General features: G+C 42.0%; 20 protein-coding genes and 1 riboswitch. Of the genes, 5 read left to right on the top strand and 15 right to left on the bottom strand.

Annotation, left to right across the window (positions count from 1 at the left end; genetic code table 11):
* Window positions 1-28: 28 nt before the first annotated feature.
* Window positions 29-856: an HAD family hydrolase gene (locus tag ACFPA1_RS28535; protein WP_378588406.1), complete on the bottom strand. Its 828-nt coding sequence runs from the start codon at window positions 854-856 to the stop codon at window positions 29-31.
* A 43-nt stretch (window positions 857-899) separates the two neighbouring features.
* Window positions 900-1,571 (bottom strand): GNAT family N-acetyltransferase, encoded by a 672-nt coding sequence (locus ACFPA1_RS28530; RefSeq protein ID WP_378588403.1) that lies wholly within the window; start codon window positions 1,569-1,571, stop codon window positions 900-902.
* Window positions 1,572-1,882: 311 nt separating this feature from the next.
* On the opposite strand from ACFPA1_RS28530, the gene hxlA reads away from it, so the two are divergent.
* Both hxlA and hxlB read left to right on the top strand, forming a co-directional pair.
* Entirely contained in the window at window positions 1,883-2,524 is a 642-nt protein-coding gene (gene hxlA / locus ACFPA1_RS28525) for a 3-hexulose-6-phosphate synthase (protein WP_378588400.1), read from the top strand.
* 16 nt (window positions 2,525-2,540) lie between these two features.
* Window positions 2,541-3,098 (top strand): 6-phospho-3-hexuloisomerase, encoded by a 558-nt coding sequence (gene hxlB, locus ACFPA1_RS28520; protein ID WP_378588397.1) that lies wholly within the window; start codon window positions 2,541-2,543, stop codon window positions 3,096-3,098.
* A gap of 71 nt (window positions 3,099-3,169) precedes the next feature.
* Here the strand turns inward: hxlB and ACFPA1_RS28515 are convergent, their stop codons facing one another.
* Window positions 3,170-4,801 (bottom strand): PucR family transcriptional regulator ligand-binding domain-containing protein, encoded by a 1,632-nt coding sequence (locus ACFPA1_RS28515; protein WP_378588394.1) that lies wholly within the window; start codon window positions 4,799-4,801, stop codon window positions 3,170-3,172.
* Between the two features lie 280 nt (window positions 4,802-5,081).
* On the opposite strand from ACFPA1_RS28515, the gene ACFPA1_RS28510 reads away from it, so the two are divergent.
* On the top strand, window positions 5,082-6,746 hold the full coding sequence (locus tag ACFPA1_RS28510; protein WP_378588392.1) for a PucR family transcriptional regulator: 1,665 nt from the start codon (window positions 5,082-5,084) through the stop codon (window positions 6,744-6,746).
* Between the two features lie 40 nt (window positions 6,747-6,786).
* Here ACFPA1_RS28510 and ACFPA1_RS28505 read toward each other — a convergent pair whose 3' ends face one another.
* Window positions 6,787-8,190 (bottom strand): amino acid permease, encoded by a 1,404-nt coding sequence (locus tag ACFPA1_RS28505; protein WP_378588389.1) that lies wholly within the window; start codon window positions 8,188-8,190, stop codon window positions 6,787-6,789.
* A gap of 58 nt (window positions 8,191-8,248) precedes the next feature.
* Complete coding sequence (locus ACFPA1_RS28500; RefSeq protein WP_378588387.1) at window positions 8,249-9,025, bottom strand: creatininase; 777 nt, start codon at window positions 9,023-9,025, stop codon at window positions 8,249-8,251.
* Window positions 9,026-9,541: 516 nt separating this feature from the next.
* On the opposite strand from ACFPA1_RS28500, the gene ACFPA1_RS28495 reads away from it, so the two are divergent.
* Both ACFPA1_RS28495 and ACFPA1_RS28490 read left to right on the top strand, forming a co-directional pair.
* Window positions 9,542-10,777 carry a M24 family metallopeptidase gene (locus ACFPA1_RS28495; RefSeq protein WP_213147518.1) on the top strand — a complete coding sequence of 412 codons (1,236 nt, stop codon included), beginning with the start codon at window positions 9,542-9,544 and terminating at the stop codon, window positions 10,775-10,777.
* 163 nt (window positions 10,778-10,940) lie between these two features.
* A complete protein-coding gene (locus ACFPA1_RS28490) occupies window positions 10,941-12,167 on the top strand; it encodes a YbfB/YjiJ family MFS transporter (protein ID WP_378588385.1) in 1,227 nt (408 codons plus the stop codon).
* A 53-nt stretch (window positions 12,168-12,220) separates the two neighbouring features.
* Here the strand turns inward: ACFPA1_RS28490 and lpdA are convergent, their stop codons facing one another.
* The 10 genes from lpdA to glyA form a co-directional block, all read right to left on the bottom strand.
* Entirely contained in the window at window positions 12,221-13,621 is a 1,401-nt protein-coding gene (lpdA, locus tag ACFPA1_RS28485; RefSeq protein ID WP_378588382.1) for a dihydrolipoyl dehydrogenase, read from the bottom strand.
* A gap of 32 nt (window positions 13,622-13,653) precedes the next feature.
* Entirely contained in the window at window positions 13,654-13,950 is a 297-nt protein-coding gene (locus ACFPA1_RS28480) for a HesB/IscA family protein (RefSeq protein WP_378588380.1), read from the bottom strand.
* Window positions 13,951-13,985: 35 nt separating this feature from the next.
* Window positions 13,986-14,864, bottom strand: a complete 879-nt coding sequence (gene lipA, locus ACFPA1_RS28475; RefSeq protein WP_378588378.1) for a lipoyl synthase — start codon at window positions 14,862-14,864, stop codon at window positions 13,986-13,988.
* Between the two features lie 140 nt (window positions 14,865-15,004).
* On the bottom strand, window positions 15,005-16,483 hold the full coding sequence (gcvPB, locus tag ACFPA1_RS28470) for an aminomethyl-transferring glycine dehydrogenase subunit GcvPB (protein WP_213147523.1): 1,479 nt from the start codon (window positions 16,481-16,483) through the stop codon (window positions 15,005-15,007).
* Window positions 16,476-17,828 carry an aminomethyl-transferring glycine dehydrogenase subunit GcvPA gene (gene gcvPA, locus ACFPA1_RS28465; RefSeq protein ID WP_378588375.1) on the bottom strand — a complete coding sequence of 451 codons (1,353 nt, stop codon included), beginning with the start codon at window positions 17,826-17,828 and terminating at the stop codon, window positions 16,476-16,478. The genes gcvPB and gcvPA overlap by 8 nt, the downstream gene beginning before the upstream one ends.
* Window position 17,829: 1 nt before the next feature.
* Window positions 17,830-18,225 (bottom strand): glycine cleavage system protein GcvH, encoded by a 396-nt coding sequence (gcvH, locus tag ACFPA1_RS28460; RefSeq protein ID WP_378588371.1) that lies wholly within the window; start codon window positions 18,223-18,225, stop codon window positions 17,830-17,832.
* A gap of 76 nt (window positions 18,226-18,301) precedes the next feature.
* Window positions 18,302-19,414: a glycine cleavage system aminomethyltransferase GcvT gene (gene gcvT / locus ACFPA1_RS28455; protein WP_378588368.1), complete on the bottom strand. Its 1,113-nt coding sequence runs from the start codon at window positions 19,412-19,414 to the stop codon at window positions 18,302-18,304.
* A 15-nt stretch (window positions 19,415-19,429) separates the two neighbouring features.
* The gene (sdaAA, locus tag ACFPA1_RS28450; protein ID WP_378588365.1) at window positions 19,430-20,311 is read right to left on the bottom strand and encodes an L-serine ammonia-lyase, iron-sulfur-dependent, subunit alpha; all 882 of its coding nucleotides are present in this window, start codon (window positions 20,309-20,311) and stop codon (window positions 19,430-19,432) included.
* The gene (locus tag ACFPA1_RS28445) at window positions 20,311-20,829 is read right to left on the bottom strand and encodes a serine dehydratase beta chain (RefSeq protein ID WP_378588363.1); all 519 of its coding nucleotides are present in this window, start codon (window positions 20,827-20,829) and stop codon (window positions 20,311-20,313) included. The genes sdaAA and ACFPA1_RS28445 overlap by 1 nt, the downstream gene beginning before the upstream one ends.
* Window positions 20,830-20,844: 15 nt before the next feature.
* On the bottom strand, window positions 20,845-22,095 hold the full coding sequence (glyA, locus tag ACFPA1_RS28440; protein ID WP_378588360.1) for a serine hydroxymethyltransferase: 1,251 nt from the start codon (window positions 22,093-22,095) through the stop codon (window positions 20,845-20,847).
* Window positions 22,096-22,256: 161 nt separating this feature from the next.
* Window positions 22,257-22,361, bottom strand: a riboswitch (glycine riboswitch).
* Between the last annotated feature and the right edge of the window lie 12 nt (window positions 22,362-22,373).

Below are 22,373 nucleotides of genomic sequence, written 5' to 3'. Positions count from 1 at the left end.
TTATGAAGAAGAGTTTTATCATCTAGAATCATCTGACAGAAGATGGCTCCTGCGGTTGAATTAACTGCAGGAGATTACACACTGCATATGCAAAACCGTCTTCATTATTGGTTTTTGTTACAATCGAGGCTTTCTCTTGAACATATCGCGGTGCATTTCCCATTGCCACAGATGTCGTTGCCACTTCGAATTGGGCGAGATCGTTCCCGCCGTCGCCAAAAGCAAAAATCTCTTCGAAAGATACATTCATGATCTGTTGATAGCGTAATAAGGCCTGCCCTTTTTGAGCTTCATTTGATGTAATTTCAACATTATTCGGAAAGGAAGAGGCCATTGCGATCTCAACTTGATTGTTTAAACTCTTTTTTACTTCCTCAATTTTTTCTAGTTGATCATTCTGAACCAAGGCAATTAATTTATAGATTTTGAGGTTTTCCAGGTTGAAAATTTCATCGTATTGATAGTCATGGAAAACAACTGCTAATTCTTCATTACTTTTCCGCTGCAGCGGAGGCAATGTGGAAGGGAAACCGCCATGATTCGTATAGACCAGCACATAGACTCCGATTCTTTGTAAAATTGAGAGTATCTTTTTATAGACGGGAATCGGTATGAAAGTCTCGAATAGCAGGTTTCCCGTTTTTGAGTATAAAACAGAACCATTTAAACAAATAATTGGAATTTCCAAGTCTTGTATTCCGTTGATTTTTACAATATCTTTATACGCCCGTCCTGTATTGAGGATTATTTCATATCCTTGTTGTTGTAATTCATTCAAGGCCAAAATATTCTCCTTCGATATCTCATGCTGAGAGTTTAAGAGTGTACCATCTAAATCAATCGAAACACATTTCATTGCTTTATCCCAATCCTTTCATCCCTGTGCCAATTTCCTTTACCTAAATTGGCAGCAGCTGAACCTGTTTATTTTTTTCTAAATTCTGAACCATAACATACCATGAGATTGGTTTGTTTGATAAAACGGTATAATATCGTTTTAAGAATTTCACAATAAGGCTTGTAGGCAGTTCTTTCAGATTGCCATCGGTCGGAAGAAAGCAAAGATCGAGTCCGGTTACAGGCTCACCATCATTGTTCCAGGATGGATGGACATAAGGAAAATCAAGGCGTTTATAGCCGAGATGCGCCAATACCTCGCGGCGGACATAGGGATCCATCGGCTTAACACCGCCGAATCCATAATCGTCTACTTGGTATGGATCATAAACTTCGGCAAACATACCATATAATTCTTCCCCGTTTTCTGCCGCTAAAGTTTTTAAATCTTCTAACCTCTTATTTGCCAAAAAAGGACCTATCCCCAGGCCGGCTTGACCAATAATCGTAAAGTCAGTCATCGCAATATTAAAGTCTTTATAATAACGATATTCCGTCGCTCCTACTACCTTATTATTTTCAACTGCCACAAAAACCCGAATATTAGGGTCTTCCAAAGGCTCTTTCCACAAATTAAATTCTAGTACTTCTTCCGGCGGGAACACTTCTCCCATCAATTGATGCAACTGTTTAAAATACGGATCTACTATATTTGTTATTCGATGGTATTCCACTTTTTCTTCACCCCTATTATTGATTTAATCAGCTTTGCCAAATACAAATAAAAAAGATTGAAAGATTATTTTTATTATTAAGTACAGATTGAGTTTTAACAAGTACACACTTTTTTGTTAGATAGTGATAAAAAAAACACCTAATTTGTAAGATAGTGCCAAGATTTAAAGCAGGTTCAAAGGTCTTTTCGGCACGTTTTTACAGTGTCATTTTTAACACTATATGAAAAAAAAGTGCATACTTTGTTTTTGGAAAATTGCAAATTATAATGAACATTGTAGCAACCAAAATATTAAAGGAGGAACAAAAAATGGAATTACAATTAGCTCTAGACCTTGTAAATACTGAAGAAGCAATTAAATTGGTGGAAGAAGTTAAAGACTACATTGATATCGTAGAAATCGGTACACCAGTAGTTAAAATCGAAGGTCTTCAAGCAGTAAAAGCAGTTAAAGAAGCATTCCCACAATTAAAAGTACTAGCTGACACGAAAACAATGGATGCAGCAGGTTACGAAGTTTTAAAAGCAGCCGAACATGGTGCTGATATCGTTACGATTCTAGCAGTTGCTGAAGACGAGTCGATCAAAGGTGCAGTTGCAGAAGCGAAAAAACAAGGCAAAAAGATTCTTATTGATTTAATCGCCGTTAAAGATATTGCCAAACGTGCCGCAGAAGTTGACGCAATGGGTGTAGATTATATCTGTGTTCATACAGGTTACGACCTGCAAGCAAAAGGCCAAAACTCCTTTAAAGACCTTGAAACACTTAAGAGTGTCGTAAAAAATGCAAAAACTGCTATCGCAGGCGGCATTAAATTAGAAACACTTCCAGAAGTTCTTAAATCAAACCCTGACCTTGTCATTGTAGGCGGCGGTATTGCGAACCAAGCTGATAAAAAAGCTGTTGCGGCTAAAATGCAAGACATGATTAAGCAACATGCTTTAGTGTAAGAAGGGTATTTCAATTATGACAACTCTCAAATATGCTTCAGAAATTGTAAAAGAGGTAGATCGGACAATCGGCCAAATTGCCGAAGAGGATTCTGAAAGATTAGTAGACAGAATTCTTGAAGCCAGAAAAGTGTTTGTAGCCGGGGCCGGAAGATCTGGATTTATGGCCAAATCTTTTGTAATGCGCTTGATGCATATGGGGTTAGATGCTTATGTTGTTGGTGAAACAGTAACCCCCAGCCTGCAGGAAGACGATATTTTAATTATTGCTTCTGGATCGGGTGAAACGAAGAGCCTTGTATCAATGGCAGAGAAGGCTAAATCAATTGATGCCACTGTTGCAGTTGTTACCATTTCTCCGGAATCAACGATTGGCAGATTAAGCGATGTAGCCATTAAAATCCCGGCCAAGCCAAAAGCTGGTGCGGATGGTGATTACAAAACCATTCAACCGATGGGCTCATTATTTGAGCAGACCCTCTTACTTTACTTCGATGCGACCATCTTAAGGATCATGAGCAAGAAGGGTTTAGAATCTGGCGTTATGTATGGCAGACATGCAAATTTGGAATAGAATTCAAAACAGCTTCACCATCCGGTGAAGCTGTTTTATTTCACTAAGTAAACAGCGATTTAAAGTTAATTTCAACTACCTTGATTTGACAATGATTCAAGGTCGAGCGCGACCTTAATCCAAAATTGACAGCTAGTGGATGACAGGCTGTCCCCGATGAGTTCCTCAATCCGTTCAATTCGATACCTCAAGGTATTCCGGTGAATATGCATGGCTTTAGCGGCACTTTCCCGGTTGTACTCAAGCGAAGCGAGACATTTTAGCGTCTCATAGAATATGAAACCACGTTCGGTAAGCAATTCCTTCGGCAGGATTAAGTTCCGTAATTGCTCAGCCCTGTACGAACTCATTGCTCCATAAATAAGCAGCTCACGCCTAAATCGGCCGGCAAAATATGGCCCCTCTGATTGACTTTTGTATAAAACGATGGGCACTAAAGCTTTGGCCTCACGGTAGCTTTCAGCAAGAGATGAAACGTGCTGCTTTGTTTCCCCCAATATAAGCACCGGGGCTGCTTCTTGGCTGCTTTTATTTATGTTGTGTTGTAAGCGCTTTAGTTCCTTTTCGATTAAATTCTGATCTCCGCTAAAAGACAGGATTAAGACAAACTGATTCTCATATATCTCGCATAATCCGTCCACTTCAGCTGTATCCTCAATCCATTGTTCACATTCAGCCAGCAGCTTGTCCATATCTTCCCGCTCCCGAGGTCCATGCTTATTTTCATCAAAGAGAATCAGACCCGCAAGCCAATTTGTGCTCCGTGAAAAACCCAGCTCTTGTACTTTTTCTTCCATAATGGCGGGGGCTTCTTGCGGATTTTCGATTAGAAACTCCAGTAATTCCAAACGTAACTGTCTATTTTTCAGCTCCGTTTCCTTGTTATGCAGTACCTGGTCGATAAGGAGAGCTGCCGCAAATTCGAGGATAGGAAGCTGTTCCTCCGTCAAGTCATTACCTGAGGATAAAAGCCAAAGAGCTCCCCAAAAATCCCCTTCTATTTGAAGTGGAACAACAAAAGCATCCGTTTGTTCGCTGATTACCTGTACTTTAGTTTCTATCGGTCTATCGTCAAGCAGACGATCAGATAAACCTTTTTGGAATAATGGAATAAGGGAACCAAATACTTCTGGCAGGTTCATGCTGGTTTCTTTTGGAACTGATTGTTCTAGTACTTTGTTCGCAGAATCAGTAATCACGGCTGGACAGTTCAAATGTTCACTCAAAAGCTCGCAAACTTTTATTCTGCTATTTGCCTCTCCTAATTCTTTGGCAAGTTTACTAGGCAGTTGTGCGGCTAATTCTCTTTTTTTAATTTTGCGGTTCATAATTTCAATATGAATCGCATGGGTTATTTTCACAAATGGTACATGATAGGGTGCTTCTAAAACAGGAATCGCATATTTTTCTCCAAATTCCAAGGCAGCCGGAGGACATTCTGTTAAGTAACGCCCGGTCGCAAATAGAATGCCTGAAATTTGATAACTCAAATATCCTTCAAGAAGTTTACTCTCCAATTCCTTATCCTTCGGCCAGCTTTGTCCGCTAGTTAAAAGCAGTTCCCCTCCCTCCAGGAAATGCTGCACATCATCATATTCAAAAGCGTGAGCCCAGCGTACTCTTCGATACAGTCCTTTTTGCCCTGAACGGACGGTTATACTGCTCAACTGCGACAGCTGCAATGCCTCTTTAACTGTTATCACGCAGTTTTCCCCCTTTGTGCCAGATGTATAGAAAATTCTAAATTTTATTACTATATTTTAGCACTATAGTACAATTGTGCAAAATATTAAATAATGCTAATCTTATTAAGCTACTATTTTATGATAAAATAGTGTAGAGCAATCTAGCTTTATACTTATAATTTTCCAAATCTTTCGATAATACTTACATACCTATTCTATCACTTTAATAAGTTTTCTGCACTTTCAGACCCACTGTTTTGAAAGCGCTATATCTATGAAATTAAAAAGGAGGATTGCTATGATTACAATGAGAGAAGTCTTACAATTTCCTGAACTCCAGAAAGCGGTGGTCCATGCCGGAAAAGGCGGTTTAGGCCGTAAGGTCCGCTGGGTTCACGTCATGGATACTGAGGACGTGGGCCTCTTTTTAGAGGGTGGAGAATTTCTGTTGACGTGTGGACAAATATGGCCACAAAATAAACAAGCGGAAGAAAGACTTCTCAACTCCTTTCTTCGCAACCAAATTTCGGGTATTCTCTTTGCCACAGGACGATACTTAACCGGATGCCCTGCCGCTGCATTAGAATTTGGTGAAAAAAACTCCATTCCTGTAATCGAAGTTCCATATAATGTCCCGTTCGTGAAAATTACCGAACAAATTCATCTGGAAATCATAGACCGACACTATAAAAAAGTGGAGCGATCTGCACGGGTTCCAATTGAACTTAGGGATAAATTACAATCTTCTCCCAGTTACTCGTCCATTTGTGAAATTCTTGCCGGTTATCTTAATTGCCCAGTTGCGATAACGGATACTGCCAATCAAATCTATGTAAAGGCATCTCCAAACGGAGGAGAGCGTGTTAATTTTCAAAAGTGCGTCAATACTTTTATTCAAAACAAGCAGTCCCAACAGCTGATGAATAATGCAAAAATCGTTTATTTATCTGATAATCCCCCATCTTATATTTTGAACGTTCCGATAAAGATAGAGGGAATAAAAAGGGGTGCTCTTTGGCTGATCAGTCCGGGGCAAGAAGTAAATGAAGAGTTTGCTTATAGCCTCGATTTTGCCGTAGACCTTCTGGTTGATATCGTTTTAAATAAGCAAGATCTCGAAGCAAGAGGCAGACAGTTACGTCTTGAATTACTGGAACTTCTGCTTGAAAATCCTGAAACAGCCTCTATCATCATTGAAGAAAGAATTCAGGAGCTTAGAATCGAACAACAAAAGCATTGGCTGGCAGGACTGATTCTTGTCGGGGTAAACAATCTTACCTCTCCCCTATCAATTGGGATGGAGTCAATTCGTGATGAATGTAAAAAGTGGATTGATGAAACCGAAGGGCTAAACGGCTTTTGCGAGTTTTATAAAGAGCAATTAGTGCTTTTTCTAGCATCTAATCTGGATAAAGCTTCTATTAAACAAGCAGTCCATCATTTACAAAATAATGTAAGAAATACAACAGCTCACACAGCTCCAGTCGTGGTATTAGGAGAGATCAAACAGCATGTTTTGTCTTTTAAAGAAAGTTACCAGGAGGCTAAAGCCTTGGCGCCTTTAGTTATTCATCAAAGCCATTCAGGGGGAGCCTACTTTTCGGAGCAGTTGAAACGTGAAATGTTTCTTTACGGGGGGCTAAGCCCCAAGAAAGCAATGGAATTTAGAAATATCATCTTGCCAAAGGAATTACTGACTGAACATGGAACCACCCTATACGAAACGTTAAAATGCCTTGCATTAAATAACTATAATCGCGATAAGGTAACAAAAGATCTTCACATCCATCTTAATACTTTACGCTATCGTATTAAAAGAATTGAACAACTTTTTGAAGAAAGTTTAACGTCGCCACGGTGCCAATTTTGGATTCAGGTAGCGCTTGATCTTGAATCATTGGCCACTGAATACAAGGAATCGGATCTGAAGAACGAATCAGAAGGCGATTTCGCGATAATTTGAAAAAAGGTCTAATGGCGGCTCCCATTAGACCTTTTTCACGCTAATCCAGCTTAGTTATTTCAGGATTAAGAATGTTGGCATTAATAGAGTTTTTCTTGGATATGTTCGTTTTAATAGCATATAAGATGACTACTACAATGGCACTAAGGATGCTTAAGGTAAACTGAGACCGGGTACTAGCGTTAAAAGCCATTGTCGTGATGACCGCGATGATGGATAAACTGGCCAAAATTGTCAGATACGGGTATGCCCACATCCGTAATTTAAGACGCTCAGGCGCTTCACGCTCAATCTTTTTGCGAAGTATTAGCTGCGAAATAGCGATTAATAAGTAGACGAACAGCGCAATAGCTCCGGAAGAGTTCAATAAGAATTGAAACACTGTATCTGGTGATACGAAAGCCATAATGACGGAAATGAATCCAAATATCGTACATGTCAGGATTGCTTTTAACGGGACTCCTCTTTTTGTCACTTGTGTAATCCATTTAGGAGCGTCTCCTTTATCCCCCAGAGCAAATAACATCCTCGAAGCAGTGTAAATGCCGGAGTTCAAACATGATAGGACGGCTGTTACAACAACCAGGTTCATAATCGTATCAGCGTATGGCATCCCCATTACTTTAAGTGCACTAACATACGGATTTGTAAGTGCTTTTGCATCATTCCAAGGAATAACACTAACGATAATAAAGACAGACCCTACATAGAATGTCATGATTCTCACTATAACAGAGTTTACCGCTTTTACGACTGCTTTTTCAGATTCAACTGACTCAGCTGCGGCAATTGTTACGATTTCGGAACCAACGAAGGAAAAAATAATGGTGGCAACAGCGATAAAGACGATTCCAGGTCCTTTAGGAATAAATCCGCCATGTGCCGTCAAGTTAGATAAGTGCATTTCTGTACCAGGCAATAAACCAAAAATGTAGGCACCACCAAGGGTAAGAAATAACGTGATGGCAACAATTTTTATCAATGAGAACCAATACTCAAATTCACCATAGGCTTTAACTGAAAAGATATTCGTGATCGTTAAGGCTACAAGCAAAATGAGATTTAATGCCCATAAAGACATATTAGGAAACAGCCAATCTCTTAATATTTGAGCACCGGCAATTGCTTCTACTGCAATAACAATAACCCAGAAATACCAGTACAGCCAGCCCACGGTGAACCCCGCCCAATTCCCCAGCGCCTCACGTGCATAATCAGAAAATGATCCTAATGATGGCTTAGCAACAACCATTTCCCCGAGCATTCTCATAACAAGGATAACTAAGATTCCTGCCAATAATGCTGTAACGACAGCAGCTGGTCCTGTCATCTGAATGATGGCCCCGCTTCCGACAAATAAACCCGCACCGATTGAACCGCCAAAAGCAATCATTGTTAAATGCCTAATCTTTAGGCCTTTTTGCAGTTGTCCTTCCTGACTCATAAAATCTCCCCTTATTAAAGATTATTTTTTGTTCAGATGTAAAACAAACAAATGGAGACTATTTAAAAGTGACCAAATCTAAGGAGAATTCTTTTTTCAAAAAGGAAACGATTGTTTTTGTTGCATCTTCTACGATTAGTTTCCCTTTCTCTGCAGAGCTGGATCGTGCTGAATGCAAGCATCCTGTAGCCGGGATAAGAGATTTAGATGGAGGAAAGCTTTGATAGGTTGGAGGACTTACCATTCCATCATCCGTAATCAAATCTTCATTAACAAGTTCTGGTGAAAGGTGCATCATTAAGGATGTTTCTGAAATTGCCGCATGTTCCAGGGCCCAGCCCGGGAATTTTACTTCATCAAATACTCTTGACACTGTTTCAGATGATAGATTATCCCACCAATTGCAAATTAAAACCTTCGGAAACTCTTCTGTTTGATTTCGAAGCAAGAGATCACAAGCTTCCGAAAGAAATGCCTCATTCTCATAATGGGCGCTGAAAATGAGAATTTGCTTCCAGCCATCAGCCACGAACTCTTTCAATAAATCGTATACTAATGAGGTTAAAGTAGAGCCGTTTAGATCAATCGTTCCCGGGAACATCGGCCCGCCGCCTGAGGCCGGCAGTGATTTATACCCATAGGATACTGTTGGGGCTACTACCGCATTCACTTCCCCAGCGATAGCCAAACTAAATTGTGTTGCGATAATCGTGTCAACACCAAGCGGCAAATGGGGTCCGTGTTGTTCTGTAGAGCCGACAGGTAATATTAAGATCCCATTCTCTACTTTGTCACGATATTCTTTCCAGGTCATATTACTAATAAGACGATTCATTCCTCTACTCCTTTCAATTATAATGACCTTCTGCATCACGAGCTGAAACTGCTTTCATTAATCTAAAATCCTGTTGTTACCTCCCATCTTCTGTCATGTATTCTCTAAGCTGCTATTGGCTTTGTTTTTTAAATCTTAACACCCTATGAAAGCGATTACTATTGACCGAAAGTGCTGAATTTTTGGAAAATTACACATAATTTTATATCTATTTTAGACAAATACAACAAAATAACAAGCAAAAGATGAGATTTCTACAAACTATCTTTCAATGTATTGGAACTATCTTGTACTGCGTGCACAAAATATCCCCTGTTTTTAAATCAAATATTAAGCATGAACATCCAATTGTTAACACGGAATATCGGTTGTAAGATGAAATTATATCAGGTAGTTTTCAAAATATTAAAAAATTGGTGGTGGTTGCTATAAGTACATAAGAATAGAAGATTTTTAGTTTCCAGGTTAGCAAAGTTTAAAAATAAATTTTATTATCAGGAAGGCAGGAGAAGAAACATGCAACAAATCACAGATCTTGAAAGAACGAAAATTCTGCACAACGGCGAAAAGTTTAAAGGAACTTTCTCAAAAGCGGAAATGGAGCGCCGTAATACGAACTTGCGCAATTACATGGCTACAAAAGATATTGACGCTGTACTATTCACTTCTTACCATAACATAAACTATTACAGTGATTTCTTATTTACTTCTTTCAACCGGAATTACGGACTAGTTGTTACCCAAAACAAACACGTAACAGTCAGCGCCAACATCGACGGCGGAATGCCTTGGAGAAGAAGCTTCGATGAAAATATCGTTTACACTGACTGGAGAAGAGACAACTACTTCTATGCCATCCTAAAAGTTTTGGAAGAATCCGGAGTTAAAAAAGGCCGTTTAGGCATTGAAGAAGACCATGTATCCGTTGACCTTCGCAAAAAATTTGAAGATGCATTTCCAAACTTTGAATTAGTTGATGTTTCTCAAGACATTCAGAGATCACGTTGGATCAAATCTGCTGAAGAAATCCAACATATTAAAAATGGTGCAAGGATCGCTGACATTGGCGGTTATGCAGTTGTTGAAGCAATCCGTGAAGGTGTGCCTGAATATGAGGTAGCTCTTGCCGGAACACAAGCAATGACGCGCGAAATTGCAAAATTATATCCGCAGTCTGAATTAAGAGACACTTGGGTATGGTTCCAGTCTGGTATTAATACTGATGGTGCTCATAGCTGGGCTACATCTAGACAAGTACAAAAAGGTGATATCCTAAGCCTTAACACATTCCCGATGATTGCCGGTTACTATACTGCTTTAGAGCGTACAATGTTCTTGGAAGAAGTTTCTGATGCCCATCTTAAATATTGGGAAATCAACGTTGCCGTACACAAGCGCGGTATTGAATTAATCAAGTCTGGTGCAGTATGTAAAGATATCTGTGCAGAGTTAAATGAAATGTTCCGCCAGCATGACCTAGTTAAAAACCGTACATTCGGATATGGCCACTCATTCGGAGTTCTATCACACTACTATGGCCGTGAAGGCGGACTAGAATTCCGTGAAGATATCGAAACAGTTCTTCAACCAGGAATGGTCGTTTCTATGGAGCCATGCTTCAATATTCCTGAAGGACAGCCAGGTGCCGGCGGATACCGTGAGCATGATATCTTAGTTATTAACGAAGATGGTACTGCTGAAGATATCACTGGCTTCCCATTTGGCCCTGAATATAACATTATTAAGAAGTAATTCAGGCACTTAATAAAACAAAAGTTTGCTAGAACTGGGGGTTCATCGCCCCCAGTTTTATTCGCTTATAAAGCAGGAAACTTTTTCGAAGCAGACACATAGATTCTATTGTTCAGCAAAAGAGGTTGCTATTAATCTATGCAGAAAGGAGCATTAGAAATAAATGAAGAAAAACCAGCAAATTTGGAAGTATGCCTTGACATCCACATTGGTATCTTTATGTGTAATTGGCTTCGGCAGGATGTCTTATGGGATTCTAATGCCCTTTATGAAAGATAGTTTATCACTTACTTACCAGCAGGCTGGATTATTGGGCACAGTTACTGCTGTCGGCTATTTGAGCCTAGTTCTCTTTGTTGGCATATTTGCGGCGAAATGGGGATCGAGGAAGTTAATCATCATCGGGACCTTGCTTGTCACCTGTGGTTTAGTCTATTTAACCTGGACGCAAACTTTTCTTAGCTGTTTAGTTGGAATGGTGATGTTAGGGATCGGGGCTGCGTTCACCTATACCCCGCTGGTAAATATCGTGGTGGGATGGTATCCGCAGCAAAGAGGAATGATGATTGGCTTTATTATTAGCGGTTTAGGATTAGGGTCACTGATTTCAAGCTTACTAATACCAGTCTTTACTGATTGGTTTTCCACCAATGGCTGGCGATATCTCTGGCTTTTATTCAGTTTCGTTACTCTTCTTTCCTCCTTTGTTTCCTATAGAATCCTTCGAGACCCTCCGACAGTGTTACATAAAACTGCTCAAAAGGGACATTCTTTTGTTCATGATGTGTACCTAAATAAAAAAGTTGTCCTGGTTGCAGTCATTTATGGGTTAATTGGATTTGCCTATTTAATTCCACAAAGTTTCCTTTTTAGCTTTTTATTGGACTCACATATTAATCAATATTCTGCCGGCCATATCATGTCTTTGGGCAGCATTATGTCCATCTTTAGTGGGCCGTTATGGGGAACGATTTCGGACAAAATTGGCAGGAAGACGTCCATGCTGATTACCCTTTTTCTCGGCGCCATCTCGATGATCATCCCGATTGTATTTCCGGTATACCTTGGGTTTGTCATCTGTCAATTCCTGTGGGGGATTACGTACGTCGGAATGCTTTCGCTTATTCAAGCTCTTTCAACAGAGCAGGTTCATCAATCTTACGCACCTGTTGCATTAGGTTATGCCACTGTTTATTTTGCTGTCGGACAATTTATTGGCCCAGGCCTTGGCGGCTGGTTTATCGACTATCTTGGCGGAATCCCTTCTGCGTTATATCTTTGCAGCGGGCTACTTCTAGCAGCCTTTGTATTATCCACACAATTAAATAAAAAAGTAAAAGGAAAGCTGGTATTCGAAAAGCATCATGAATTAATGGAAGGCCATGAATGAATTCCTCATAGAAGAAGGGTAACCCAAATTATACTGAGTTACCCTTTTATTAATTAAGCATGAAGTTCCTTCCCCTCAACTGCCAGTGCCGCTTCACCAATCGCTTCGGCTAATGTCGGATGAGGATGGATGGTATGAGCAATCTCCATCGATGTTGCATTTAGAACCTGAGCTAAGCCCAGTTCCGTAATCATATCGGTTACGTGTGGTCCAATCATATGAGCCCCTAGCAACTTATTAGATTCTTGATCAACAACCAGTTTGACAAAGCCATCCGCTTCACCAAATACGAGCGCTTTACCGATTGCCCGGAATGGGAATTTACCTGTTTTCACCTGATAGCCTTTCGCTACGGCCTCATCTTCTGTCAGCCCGACACTTGCTACCTCCGGGCTTGAATAGATACATTTTGAAACAAGCGTATAATCGAGTGGTGCCGGTTTTTCACCCGCCATATGTTCAATTGCGATAATGCCTTCATGGGAGGCTACGTGGGCAAGCTGCAGGCCGCCAATTACATCACCAATGGCATAAATATTCGATTCACTTGTTTGATAGAATTCATTTGTCCTTATTACACCACGGTCAACTTCAACAATAGTATTCTCAAGACCAAACCCCTCCAAGTTGGCCAGTCTTCCGACTGATACGAGCAGTTTATCAGCGGAGTATGGAACTTCCTTCCCTTTTTGTTCCGCCTTAATCGATACACCTTCGCCTTTTTCTAATGTTTCCGGCAGCACCTTTGCCCCAGTGACAATTTTTACGCCTTTTTTCTTCATAAGGCGCTGTGCTTCCTTCGAAATTTCCTTATCCTCTGTCGGCAAAATGCGGTCGGCATACTCGATGACTGTTACCTCTAAACCAAAGTCAATTAACATAGAAGCCCATTCAATCCCAATGACACCGCCGCCAACAATCAGAATCGAACTAGGCAGTTCTTCCATCTGCAGTGCTTCGTCGGATGTCATGACATACTTCCCGTCCGCTTCCAAACCAGGCAGTGTCCTTGGGCGGGAACCTGTTGCGATTAAAATATTTTGACAGTTTAAGAGGATTTCCTCCTCCTCATTATTCAGTTGCACTGAAACATTTCCTGCCCCTATAATCCTGCCTTTGCCTTCATAAACATCGATTTTTCCTTTTTTTAGCAAATGCTGGACTCCCTTAAACAAGCGGTCCGTGATTTCTTCCTTCCGGGCCTGGACTTTTCGAAAATCTAGGCTGACTTCAGGCGCAATCACCCCGAATTTTTCACCATCTTTTGCATTTGCAAATACTTCCGCACTCCTTAGCAAGGCCTTGCTCGGAATACAGCCTGCATGCAGGCAGGTTCCGCCGAGCTTTCCTTTTTCCACTACTGCCGTTTTTAACCCTAATTGGGACGCCCGAATGGCTGAAACATACCCGCCTGTTCCCCCGCCAATAATGACAACATCATATTCCTGTGACATTCTATATATCTCCTTTTATATCTATTTAAATCTCAGGTGGCACATGCACTTGAGCTAAAGCTTTCGCCAACATGAAAACCAAGTTCCTCTGTATAATCAACTTGTGTTACTTCATCTAAATAACGTTTTGTAAAATGATCAATTCGAATCTGAATTCCCTCATATTCAATCACTGTATCATTCCGCCGCATTTCATCAAAAATAAGAGTAAATTTAACTGAAATTCCGCATCCGCCGGCAATATCAGCATCAATCCTTGGAAACTGATCTTCTTTTGTGTCTATTGTTTTCAGCTTGTTTACTGCTGCTTCTGTTAAGCTGATTACCATTTCTTTCTCCCCCCTTTATAGTCCAACGCGATAATTTACACATTCATTTTTATCGCATTAACCTGTTCATCTGCATGATAAGAAGAGCGAACGAGTGGACCAGCTTCACAGTGACTGAACCTTTTTTGCATGGCGATTTCCTTTAATTCGTTGAACTCTTGCGGACTCCAATACTTTTGGACTTTTAAATGTTGTTTTGTCGGCTGCAAATATTGGCCAATTGTGATGATGTCCACATTGTTAGCACGAAGATCGTCCATCGCTTCCATAATTTCTTCTTTTGTTTCGCCAAGGCCAATCATAATGCTGGATTTGGTCGGAATGTTTGGGTTTATTTCTTTTGACCTTCTTAAAAACTCAAGCGACCGTTCATATGTAGCGCGGGCACGCACTTTTGGGGTCAAGCGCTTTACCGTTTCAATGTTATGGTTTAATATATCGGGCCTTGCATCCATTAATATTTTTAAATTTTCATATTCTCCATTCATATCGGACGGAAGAACTTCTACACTGCAAAATGGGTTCCGGCGCCGGACTGCACGAACGGTCTCGGCGAAAACGCTCGCGCCTCCGTCTTTTAAATCATCTCGGGCAACCGCGGTGATGACAACATGCTTTAAACCCATTTGCTCGACCGATTCAGCTACACGTTCCGGCTCCACCAAATCCAGCTCTGTCGGAAGCCCGGTTTGTACAGCACAGAAACGGCAAGCCCTGGTGCAGACACTTCCTAATATCATAAATGTTGCGGTTCTTCTTACTGCCCAACATTCATGAATGTTAGGGCATTTCGCCTCTTCACAGACTGTATGGAGCTTTTTTTCACGCATCATTTTCTTTAAACCGGTATATTGTTCATTCGTATTTAATTTAATTTTAAGCCAATCAGGTTTGCGAACGTGTTCCACAGTCATTTCATCTACTCCCATGAACGAATCGAGTCAAATTTACGATACATTGATTTCAGTTATTTTTTATTATTTGCTTAAAACCACCACGCATGAAAATAAAGACTTTTCAAACATGGTGGTTTATTTTTTTACCATGAACAAAATTAAGACTTTACTGTTTCTTTGCGTTCTTCCTTTTTATAGCGCAAGATTGGCTGCCTTGCCGCCTGTACCTCATCCAATCGGCCAATCACGGTTGTATGCGGGGCCTCCAGCACCACGCCAGGATTTTCTTCGACTTCTTTAGCAATTTGAATCATCACATCAGCAAAAGCATCCAATGTTTCTTTTGACTCTGTTTCTGTCGGCTCAATCATCAGGCATTCTTCTACATTCAACGGGAAGTAGATGGTCGGTGGATGATAGCCGAAATCAAGCAGGCGTTTAGCCATATCAAGAGTTCTGACACCAAGCTTTTTCTGTTTCGATCCCGATAAAACAAATTCGTGCTTACAAACTTGTGAATATGGTGCTTCAAAATACGGCTCAAGTTTCTTGCGAAGATAATTTGCATGAAGCACAGCACTTTCCGATACTTGGCGCAATCCTTCAGGTCCCATTGTCCGAATATAGGTATACGCGCGGACAAGAATGCCAAAATTCCCATAATAGCCTTTTACCCTGCCGATTGACAAGGGCTGATTCGTATCCAGCACATAGCGGTCGCCGTCTTTGTCAACACGCGGTACAGGCAGGAACGGAATCAGCTTCTTCTTGACACCGACCGGACCCGCGCCAGGACCTCCGCCTCCATGAGGGGTTGTAAAGGTTTTATGAAGATTTAAATGGACAATGTCAAAGCCCATTTTGCCTGGAGTCGTTTTCCCTAATATCGCGTTCGCATTGGCTCCATCGTAATACAATAACCCGCCTGCTTCATGGACAATCTTGGCAATATCGAGGATTTCTTTTTCAAATAATCCAAGTGTATTCGGATTTGTCAGCATTAATGCGGCTGTGTCACCATCGACATGTTTCTTTAATTCTTCGAGGTCGACCAACCCATCTTTATTTGATGGAATGGTTACCGTTTTAAAACCAGCAACGGTTGCACTGGCAGGGTTGGTTCCGTGGGCCGAGTCGGGAACAAGTACCTTTGTTCTCTTTTCTCCCTTTTGCTCATGATAAGCTTTTACCATCATCAACCCGGTCCATTCGCCTTGAGCACCGGCAGAAGGCTGCAATGTAACGGCATCCATTCCGGTAATGACAGCTAATTCTTCCTGCAATTCATATAGAAGCCTAAGAGCACCTTGTACGGTTTCAACTGGCTGATAAGGATGAATGCGGCTAAAGCCGTCAAACCGTGCGACATCTTCGTTAATTTTTGGATTGTATTTCATTGTACAAGAACCAAGCGGATAGAACCCATTATCAACCCCATGATTTTTATTCGAAAGTGCTGTATAATGGCGCACCAGCTGAAGTTCTGATACTTCCGGCAGCTCCGCTGCATCTTGACGGATCAAATGCTTAGGAAGCAGTTCTTGCAAATCAACTTTTTCAACATCGCTTGCCGGAAGGCTGGCACCAACACGGCCCGGGCGACTGACTTCAAAGATTAACTCACTATACTCAACCATTTACAACTGCCTCCAATACATTGATAAATTGGTCAATCTCCTCTTTCGACCGCTGCTCAGTTACAGCAATCAGCATTTGATTTTCGAACCCGTACTCACTTCCCAAATCAAACCCGCCAATGATACCCGCTTCAAGAAGCTTCGCATTTACTTGCTTGACCGGAAGCGGCAGCTCAACGATAAATTCATTAAAGAATGGTGCCTGATTTTCAATAATAAAGCCTTTTTCTTTTAACCGTTTGGCCATATAAGCAGCTTTCTCAATGTTCAGCTGGGCCATGTCACGAATCCCTTGTTTTCCCAGTGCCGACATACAAATGGCAGAAGCAAGGGCATTCAATGCCTGATTGGAACAGATATTGGAGGATGCTTTGTCACGGCGAATATGCTGCTCCCGTGCTTGCAGGGTCAACACAAAGCCGCGTTTCCCTTGATCATCTGACGTTTGCCCGACAATCCGGCCCGGGACTTTACGCATCAACTTTTTATCAACGGCAAAATAACCACAATGCGGACCGCCAAAGGACATTGGGATTCCTAATGGCTGCATATCACCGATCACAATATCCGCACCGAGATTTCCCGGTGCCTCCAAGAGTGCCAGCGCAAGCGGGTTGGCACTAACAATAAACAAGGCCCCTTTTGCCGCTGCAATTTTCTTAATTTCCACTAAATCTTCAATCGAACCAAAGAAATTTGGGTATTGGACAATCACAGCCGCAGTGGTTTGGTCTACTTGTTCCTCAAGCTTTTTTAAGTCTGTTACATCACCATCAAGACGAGTTTCTTCCATTATATATGTCTGTCCAACAGCTACCGTTTTCAGAACTGCGCGGGATTCAGGATGAACCGCCTCTGACACAATTACTTTAGAGCGCTTTGTATGAGCAACTGCAAGAGAGGCTGCTTCAGCCAATGAAGTAAAGCCATCGTACATCGAAGAATTGGCTACATCCATTCCTGTCAGTTCACATACCATTGTTTGAAATTCAAAGATCGCCTGCAGTTCACCCTGGCTGATTTCCGGCTGATAGGGTGTATAGGCTGTATAAAATTCAGAGCGGGAAATCATGTGATTCACTACACTTGGGATGTAATGGTCATAGGTTCCTGCACCAAGAAACGTCGGGTATTGATTTGCATTTATATTTTGTCCGGCAAGCTGCTGCATTTTTTTCAACAGAAGCGGTTCAGGAACTGCTTCCGGTATATTTAGCTCACCATCGAGACGAATCTCCGCCGGTAAATCCTCGAATAAGGCATCCACAGACGAAGCATTTAACAATTCAAGCATTTCCGCTTGATCTTGTTTTGTATCAGGAAGGTATCGATAAGTCGCTGTCATCCTATTCCTCTCCTTCATTAATAAATGCCTGGTAATCATCCTCATTTAAAAGCGATTCTAATTCTTCTGGATTGGACAATTCTACCTCTACCAGCCAGCCGCCATCATATGGTTGTTCATTGATCGTCTCAGGAGCGCTTTCCAGTTCCTCATTGACACTTACAACTGTACCGGATACAGGTGAGTAAATATCAGAAACTGCTTTAACCGACTCAATTGTCCCGATTGTTTCGTTAGCCGTTAATTCATCGCCTTCTGCTGGATTCTCAACGAAAACGATATCCCCCAACTGGTGCTGTGCATAATCAGAGATTCCGATTCGCACCCGATTTTCACCCAATAATAATACCCACTCATGCTCCTTGCTATATAAAAGGTTTGCTGTTGCGTTTGTCATATGAACCCTTCCTTCCACCCTAGTTTTCAAAATTTAGTCATTCCTGTAAAACCAATCAATCTCGGAAAAAATGAACCTAACTCTTTTTATAAAAAGGTGTTTTCACAACAACTGCCTCAATTTGCTTATTGCGAATTTCTACCTTAACCTGAGTTCCAACTGCTGCAAACTCTGCGCTTAAAAGGGCAAGGCCTAAACTTTTCTTCAATGTCGGGGAATGGGTTCCTGATGTAATGAAGCCAATTTCCTCTCCGCCTTCAGAAAATACTTTATAGCCATGCCTCGGGATCCCTCTCCCTGTCACTTCGATTCCGACTATTTTTCGTTTTAATCCTTCTTCTTTTTGCTTAGCAAGTACTTCCTTACCTATAAATGCTGATTCTTTGTTTGTTTTTACGGCAAACCCAATGCCTGCTTCGAGCGGTCCGATGTCGCTGGAAAGCTCTTGACCATACAGTGCCAAGCGGGCTTCAAAGCGAAGTGTATCCCGGGCTCCAAGTCCGCAAGGCTTTAAGCCATCTTCTGTGCCTGCATCTAACAGCCTCTCCCAAAGCGCTTCCACTTTGTCTGCCGCTAAATAAAGCTCAAATCCGTCCTCCCCCGTATAGCCGGTGCGCGAGACTAGTACACCAGAGATCCCGGAAACCGTGACATGATCAGCAAAATGGAAAAAGCCAATTTCCGCCAAATTTGTATCGGTTACTTTTTGTAAAATTTTTTCGGCTTTTGGACCTTGAATGGCAAGCTGGGCAGTGTCAGAAGAAATATTTGTTAATGCTACATTCCCTTGTGCCTGCTGTTTCATCCACTCGTAATCTTTTTCAATATTTGCCGCATTAATCACAAGCAGATACTTTTCACTCGCTAACTTGTAAACTAGTAAATCATCGACTGTTCCGCCGTCCGGATAACACATTGCCGTATACTGTGCCTGGTTGATCTGAAGCTTGGTTACATCGTTTGTTACGAGGTAATTAATATAGCTCTCAGCATCTTTTCCTTCTACAAGGACCTCACCCATATGTGAAACATCAAACAGGCCTGCTTCGTTACGGACTGCATCATGTTCTTCTATAATGCCGGAAAATTGAACCGGAAGCTCCCAGCCTCCAAAATCAATGACCTTTGCGCCGTACTTTTTATAAGTTTCAAAAAGCGGTGTCCGCTTTAATACTGTATCTGTACTCATCTGAGCCCCTCCGTCTTATGTGTTTCTGCAAAGTAACCGATCCTTTAATTTTATTCCCGTGTCCGTCATCGCTAGGCCGCCGAGTGCCGTTTCCCTTAGTGTGCGCGGCATTTCCTTGCCTATTTTGTACATTGCCTCAATGACTTCATCACATGGGATCCGGCTTTCAATTCCAGCAAGCGACATGTCGGCTGCTGAAAAGGCAATCGAAGTGCCGATCACGTTCCGCTTAATGCAAGGAACTTCCACGAGACCGGCAACTGGATCACATACTAACCCTAAAAGGGATTTCATCGCGATTGCAGTGGCGTTTACGACCTGCTCTGGTGTCCCGCCCTTTAATTCAACAATTGCCCCGGCCGCCATTGCGGTGGCCGAACCAACCTCCGCTTGGCATCCTCCTGCCGCCCCAGAGATAAAGGAGCGGTTGGCAATCACATATCCGAGTGCACTTGCGGTAAACAAACCCATGACTAAATCCCGATAGGAGGTGTCGTCATTCTTTCGCAGTGAAAATAAAACCCCCGGTAAAATACCGGCTGCCCCGGCCGTTGGCGTCGCCACAATCACGCCCATCCGTGCATTGCTTTCAGATGTTGCCATCGAGAACGTCATTGCATCGTTAATATATGGACCTGACAAGCCCTTCCCGTTATTTACATATTCGCTCATCTTGACGGCATCACCGCCGGAAATACCGCTTGGTGCCGGGGAAGCATCTTCAACACCGGTCTCCACTGCTTGCTTCATTTTAATTAACCGCTCTGCCATCATATCGATGATCGTCTCTTTGTCACGGCCTGATTTTTCCATTTCCACCATCAGCATCATTTCGCCAACTGTTTTCCGTTCACGGTTACAAAGTTCAATAAGCTCGTTCATTGACCGAAAATCCATCATACACCCTCCAAGATCGCTTCATGAAAAGGATTGGAACGAAATTTTGCTGCGATTTCTGAAAAATCATCACTTGTGCTTAATCGAATATCAACTATTTCATCATCAATCATAAAGATCTTTGATAAACCGCCGCCTAATGATACACCGCCTACTTTAACAAAATGGCCCGTATGTCTTGCCCTAATAACAGTTGTATTGGGATGATCGTAATAAGGACAGCGATCTTCAAATTTAAATTCATAGTGAAGCCCGTATCGTTTGGTTAATTCAACCGCATATCTAATTCTGGTATCATCTGTATTCATCCCAAGCAGGCCGCCAAGAAGCGCTTTATCCGTTCCGTGTCCCTGGTATGTTTCGGAGAACGAATCATAGAACGTAATATCCGCCCTTTGCGGGGACCCTCCAAGCAACTCATAAACAAATTTCCCAATTGATACAACACCGGCGGTATGGGAACTCGATGGCCCAACCATAATCGGGCCGATGATGTCAAAACAGCTTTGATACTCCATTAAGCTACCCCTTTCTTACACAGTGATTGGCTGTTGAAATAATGGAAATCTCCCGCAAATTGCTTTTGTTGTCTTTCTCCCCTGTTCGATTACGGCTAAATCCCCTTTGCTCTTAAGAACGGCTGCGATCACTTTTGCGATTTGCACCATTTCCTCTTGCTTCATTCCACGTGTTGTTAACGCGGCTGTTCCCATGCGGATTCCGCTTGTCACAAACGGGCTTTGCGGGTCGTATGGAATGGTGTTTTTATTAACTGTAATCCCGACTTCTTCAAGCAATTTCTCTGCTTCTTTTCCTGTTAAATCCCATGGACGCACATCGAGGAGCACAATATGATTATCAGTCCCGCCGGATACAAGAGCTGCCCCTTCCTGCTTTAGCGCCTCTCCCAGTGCAGCTGAATTTTCAATAATTTGTTTGGCATATTCCTTAAAGCTTGGCTGCAATGCTTCATTGAAAGCAACTGCCTTAGCGGCAATGATATGCATGAGCGGCCCGCCCTGAATTCCCGGAAAAACAGCTTTATTTATTTGTTTGATTATTTCTTCATCGTTTGTTAAAATCACTCCGCCTCGTGGGCCGCGCAATGTTTTATGAGTGGTGCTGGTCACAACATCCGCATATGGAACCGGAGAAGGATGGAGACCTGCAGCAACAAGTCCGGCAATATGTGCCATATCAACCATCAGTTTTGCGCCAACCTGATCGGCGATTTGTCTAAATCTCGCAAAATCAATCACTCTCGGATAGGCGCTTGTACCGGCGATAATTAATTTTGGTTGTTCTCTTTTCGCAACTTCTTCCAGCTCATCGTAATCAATCAGGTGATTGTCTTCTCTTACCCCATAAGAAACAACATCGAACCATTTTCCTGACATTGCTACCGGACTGCCGTGAGTTAAATGGCCGCCGTGCGATAAATTCATCCCCATAATCTTATCGCCTGGTTGAAGCAGGGCGAAAAATACAGCAGTATTGGCCTGTGCACCGGAATGTGGCTGGACATTGGCAAATTTGGCGCCAAATAATTTGGTCAGCCTTTCAATCGCTGCCTGTTCTGCGACATCCACAAATTCACAGCCGCCATAATAGCGCTTACCTGGATAACCCTCGGCATACTTATTCGTCATCACACTTCCCATTGCTTCCAAAACATCCGGGCTGACAAAGTTTTCGGATGCAATTAATTCCAACGTATGAAGCTGGCGGTTTTTCTCACTTTCAATTGCCTCAAAAATTGTTGAATCGTTTTGTTGTAAACTCATTGATCATTCCTCCATTTTTCCATAATTGCTTTAAAAAAAACAAAAAAGGACAGAAAAGGGGTGTAAAATCATCCCTTCTCTGTCCTTTTACCTGAGAGTTAAACTCCAACATTTGGAGCTTTCTCCTTTGGTGGCATTTTCAAATACGCTCTCCAGAGGTGCGTCCTGTTATGGTTCTTTTACCTGAGAGATTGGTTCCAAGGGTTTTTTTGGAACTTGCTCCTTCGGTGGTAGATGTAGATATTACACTCTCCCACAACAATCATCCGCTCTATTCA

Source organism: Neobacillus sp. GCM10023253, assembly GCF_042653105.1.
GTDB classification, from domain to species: domain Bacteria; phylum Bacillota; class Bacilli; order Bacillales; family Cytobacillaceae; genus Neobacillus; species Neobacillus citreus.
This window is presented reverse-complemented; position numbering and strand designations above follow the sequence as displayed.

Bases quoted from the DNA above. Each gene is read 5' to 3' on its own strand.
- ACFPA1_RS28445 (WP_378588363.1), bottom strand. From the start codon at position 20,829: ATGGAGTATCAAAGCTGTTTTGACATCATCGGCCCGATTATGGTTGGG.
- ACFPA1_RS28510 (WP_378588392.1), top strand. From the start codon at position 5,082: ATGATTACAATGAGAGAAGTCTTACAATTTCCTGAACTCCAGAAAGCG.
- ACFPA1_RS28495 (WP_213147518.1), top strand. From the start codon at position 9,542: ATGCAACAAATCACAGATCTTGAAAGAACGAAAATTCTGCACAACGGC.
- gcvH (WP_378588371.1), bottom strand. From the start codon at position 18,225: ATGACAAACGCAACAGCAAACCTTTTATATAGCAAGGAGCATGAGTGG.
- ACFPA1_RS28535 (WP_378588406.1), bottom strand. From the start codon at position 856: ATGAAATGTGTTTCGATTGATTTAGATGGTACACTCTTAAACTCTCAG.
- gcvPB (WP_213147523.1), bottom strand. From the start codon at position 16,483: ATGGTTGAGTATAGTGAGTTAATCTTTGAAGTCAGTCGCCCGGGCCGT.
- ACFPA1_RS28480 (WP_378588380.1), bottom strand. From the start codon at position 13,950: ATGGTAATCAGCTTAACAGAAGCAGCAGTAAACAAGCTGAAAACAATA.
- lipA (WP_378588378.1), bottom strand. From the start codon at position 14,864: ATGACTGTGGAACACGTTCGCAAACCTGATTGGCTTAAAATTAAATTA.
- ACFPA1_RS28505 (WP_378588389.1), bottom strand. From the start codon at position 8,190: ATGAGTCAGGAAGGACAACTGCAAAAAGGCCTAAAGATTAGGCATTTA.
- gcvT (WP_378588368.1), bottom strand. From the start codon at position 19,414: ATGAGTACAGATACAGTATTAAAGCGGACACCGCTTTTTGAAACTTAT.
- hxlB (WP_378588397.1), top strand. From the start codon at position 2,541: ATGACAACTCTCAAATATGCTTCAGAAATTGTAAAAGAGGTAGATCGG.
- gcvPA (WP_378588375.1), bottom strand. From the start codon at position 17,828: ATGACAGCGACTTATCGATACCTTCCTGATACAAAACAAGATCAAGCG.
- ACFPA1_RS28490 (WP_378588385.1), top strand. From the start codon at position 10,941: ATGAAGAAAAACCAGCAAATTTGGAAGTATGCCTTGACATCCACATTG.
- sdaAA (WP_378588365.1), bottom strand. From the start codon at position 20,311: ATGGATTTTCGGTCAATGAACGAGCTTATTGAACTTTGTAACCGTGAA.
- lpdA (WP_378588382.1), bottom strand. From the start codon at position 13,621: ATGTCACAGGAATATGATGTTGTCATTATTGGCGGGGGAACAGGCGGG.
- glyA (WP_378588360.1), bottom strand. From the start codon at position 22,095: ATGAGTTTACAACAAAACGATTCAACAATTTTTGAGGCAATTGAAAGT.
- hxlA (WP_378588400.1), top strand. From the start codon at position 1,883: ATGGAATTACAATTAGCTCTAGACCTTGTAAATACTGAAGAAGCAATT.
- ACFPA1_RS28500 (WP_378588387.1), bottom strand. From the start codon at position 9,025: ATGAATCGTCTTATTAGTAATATGACCTGGAAAGAATATCGTGACAAA.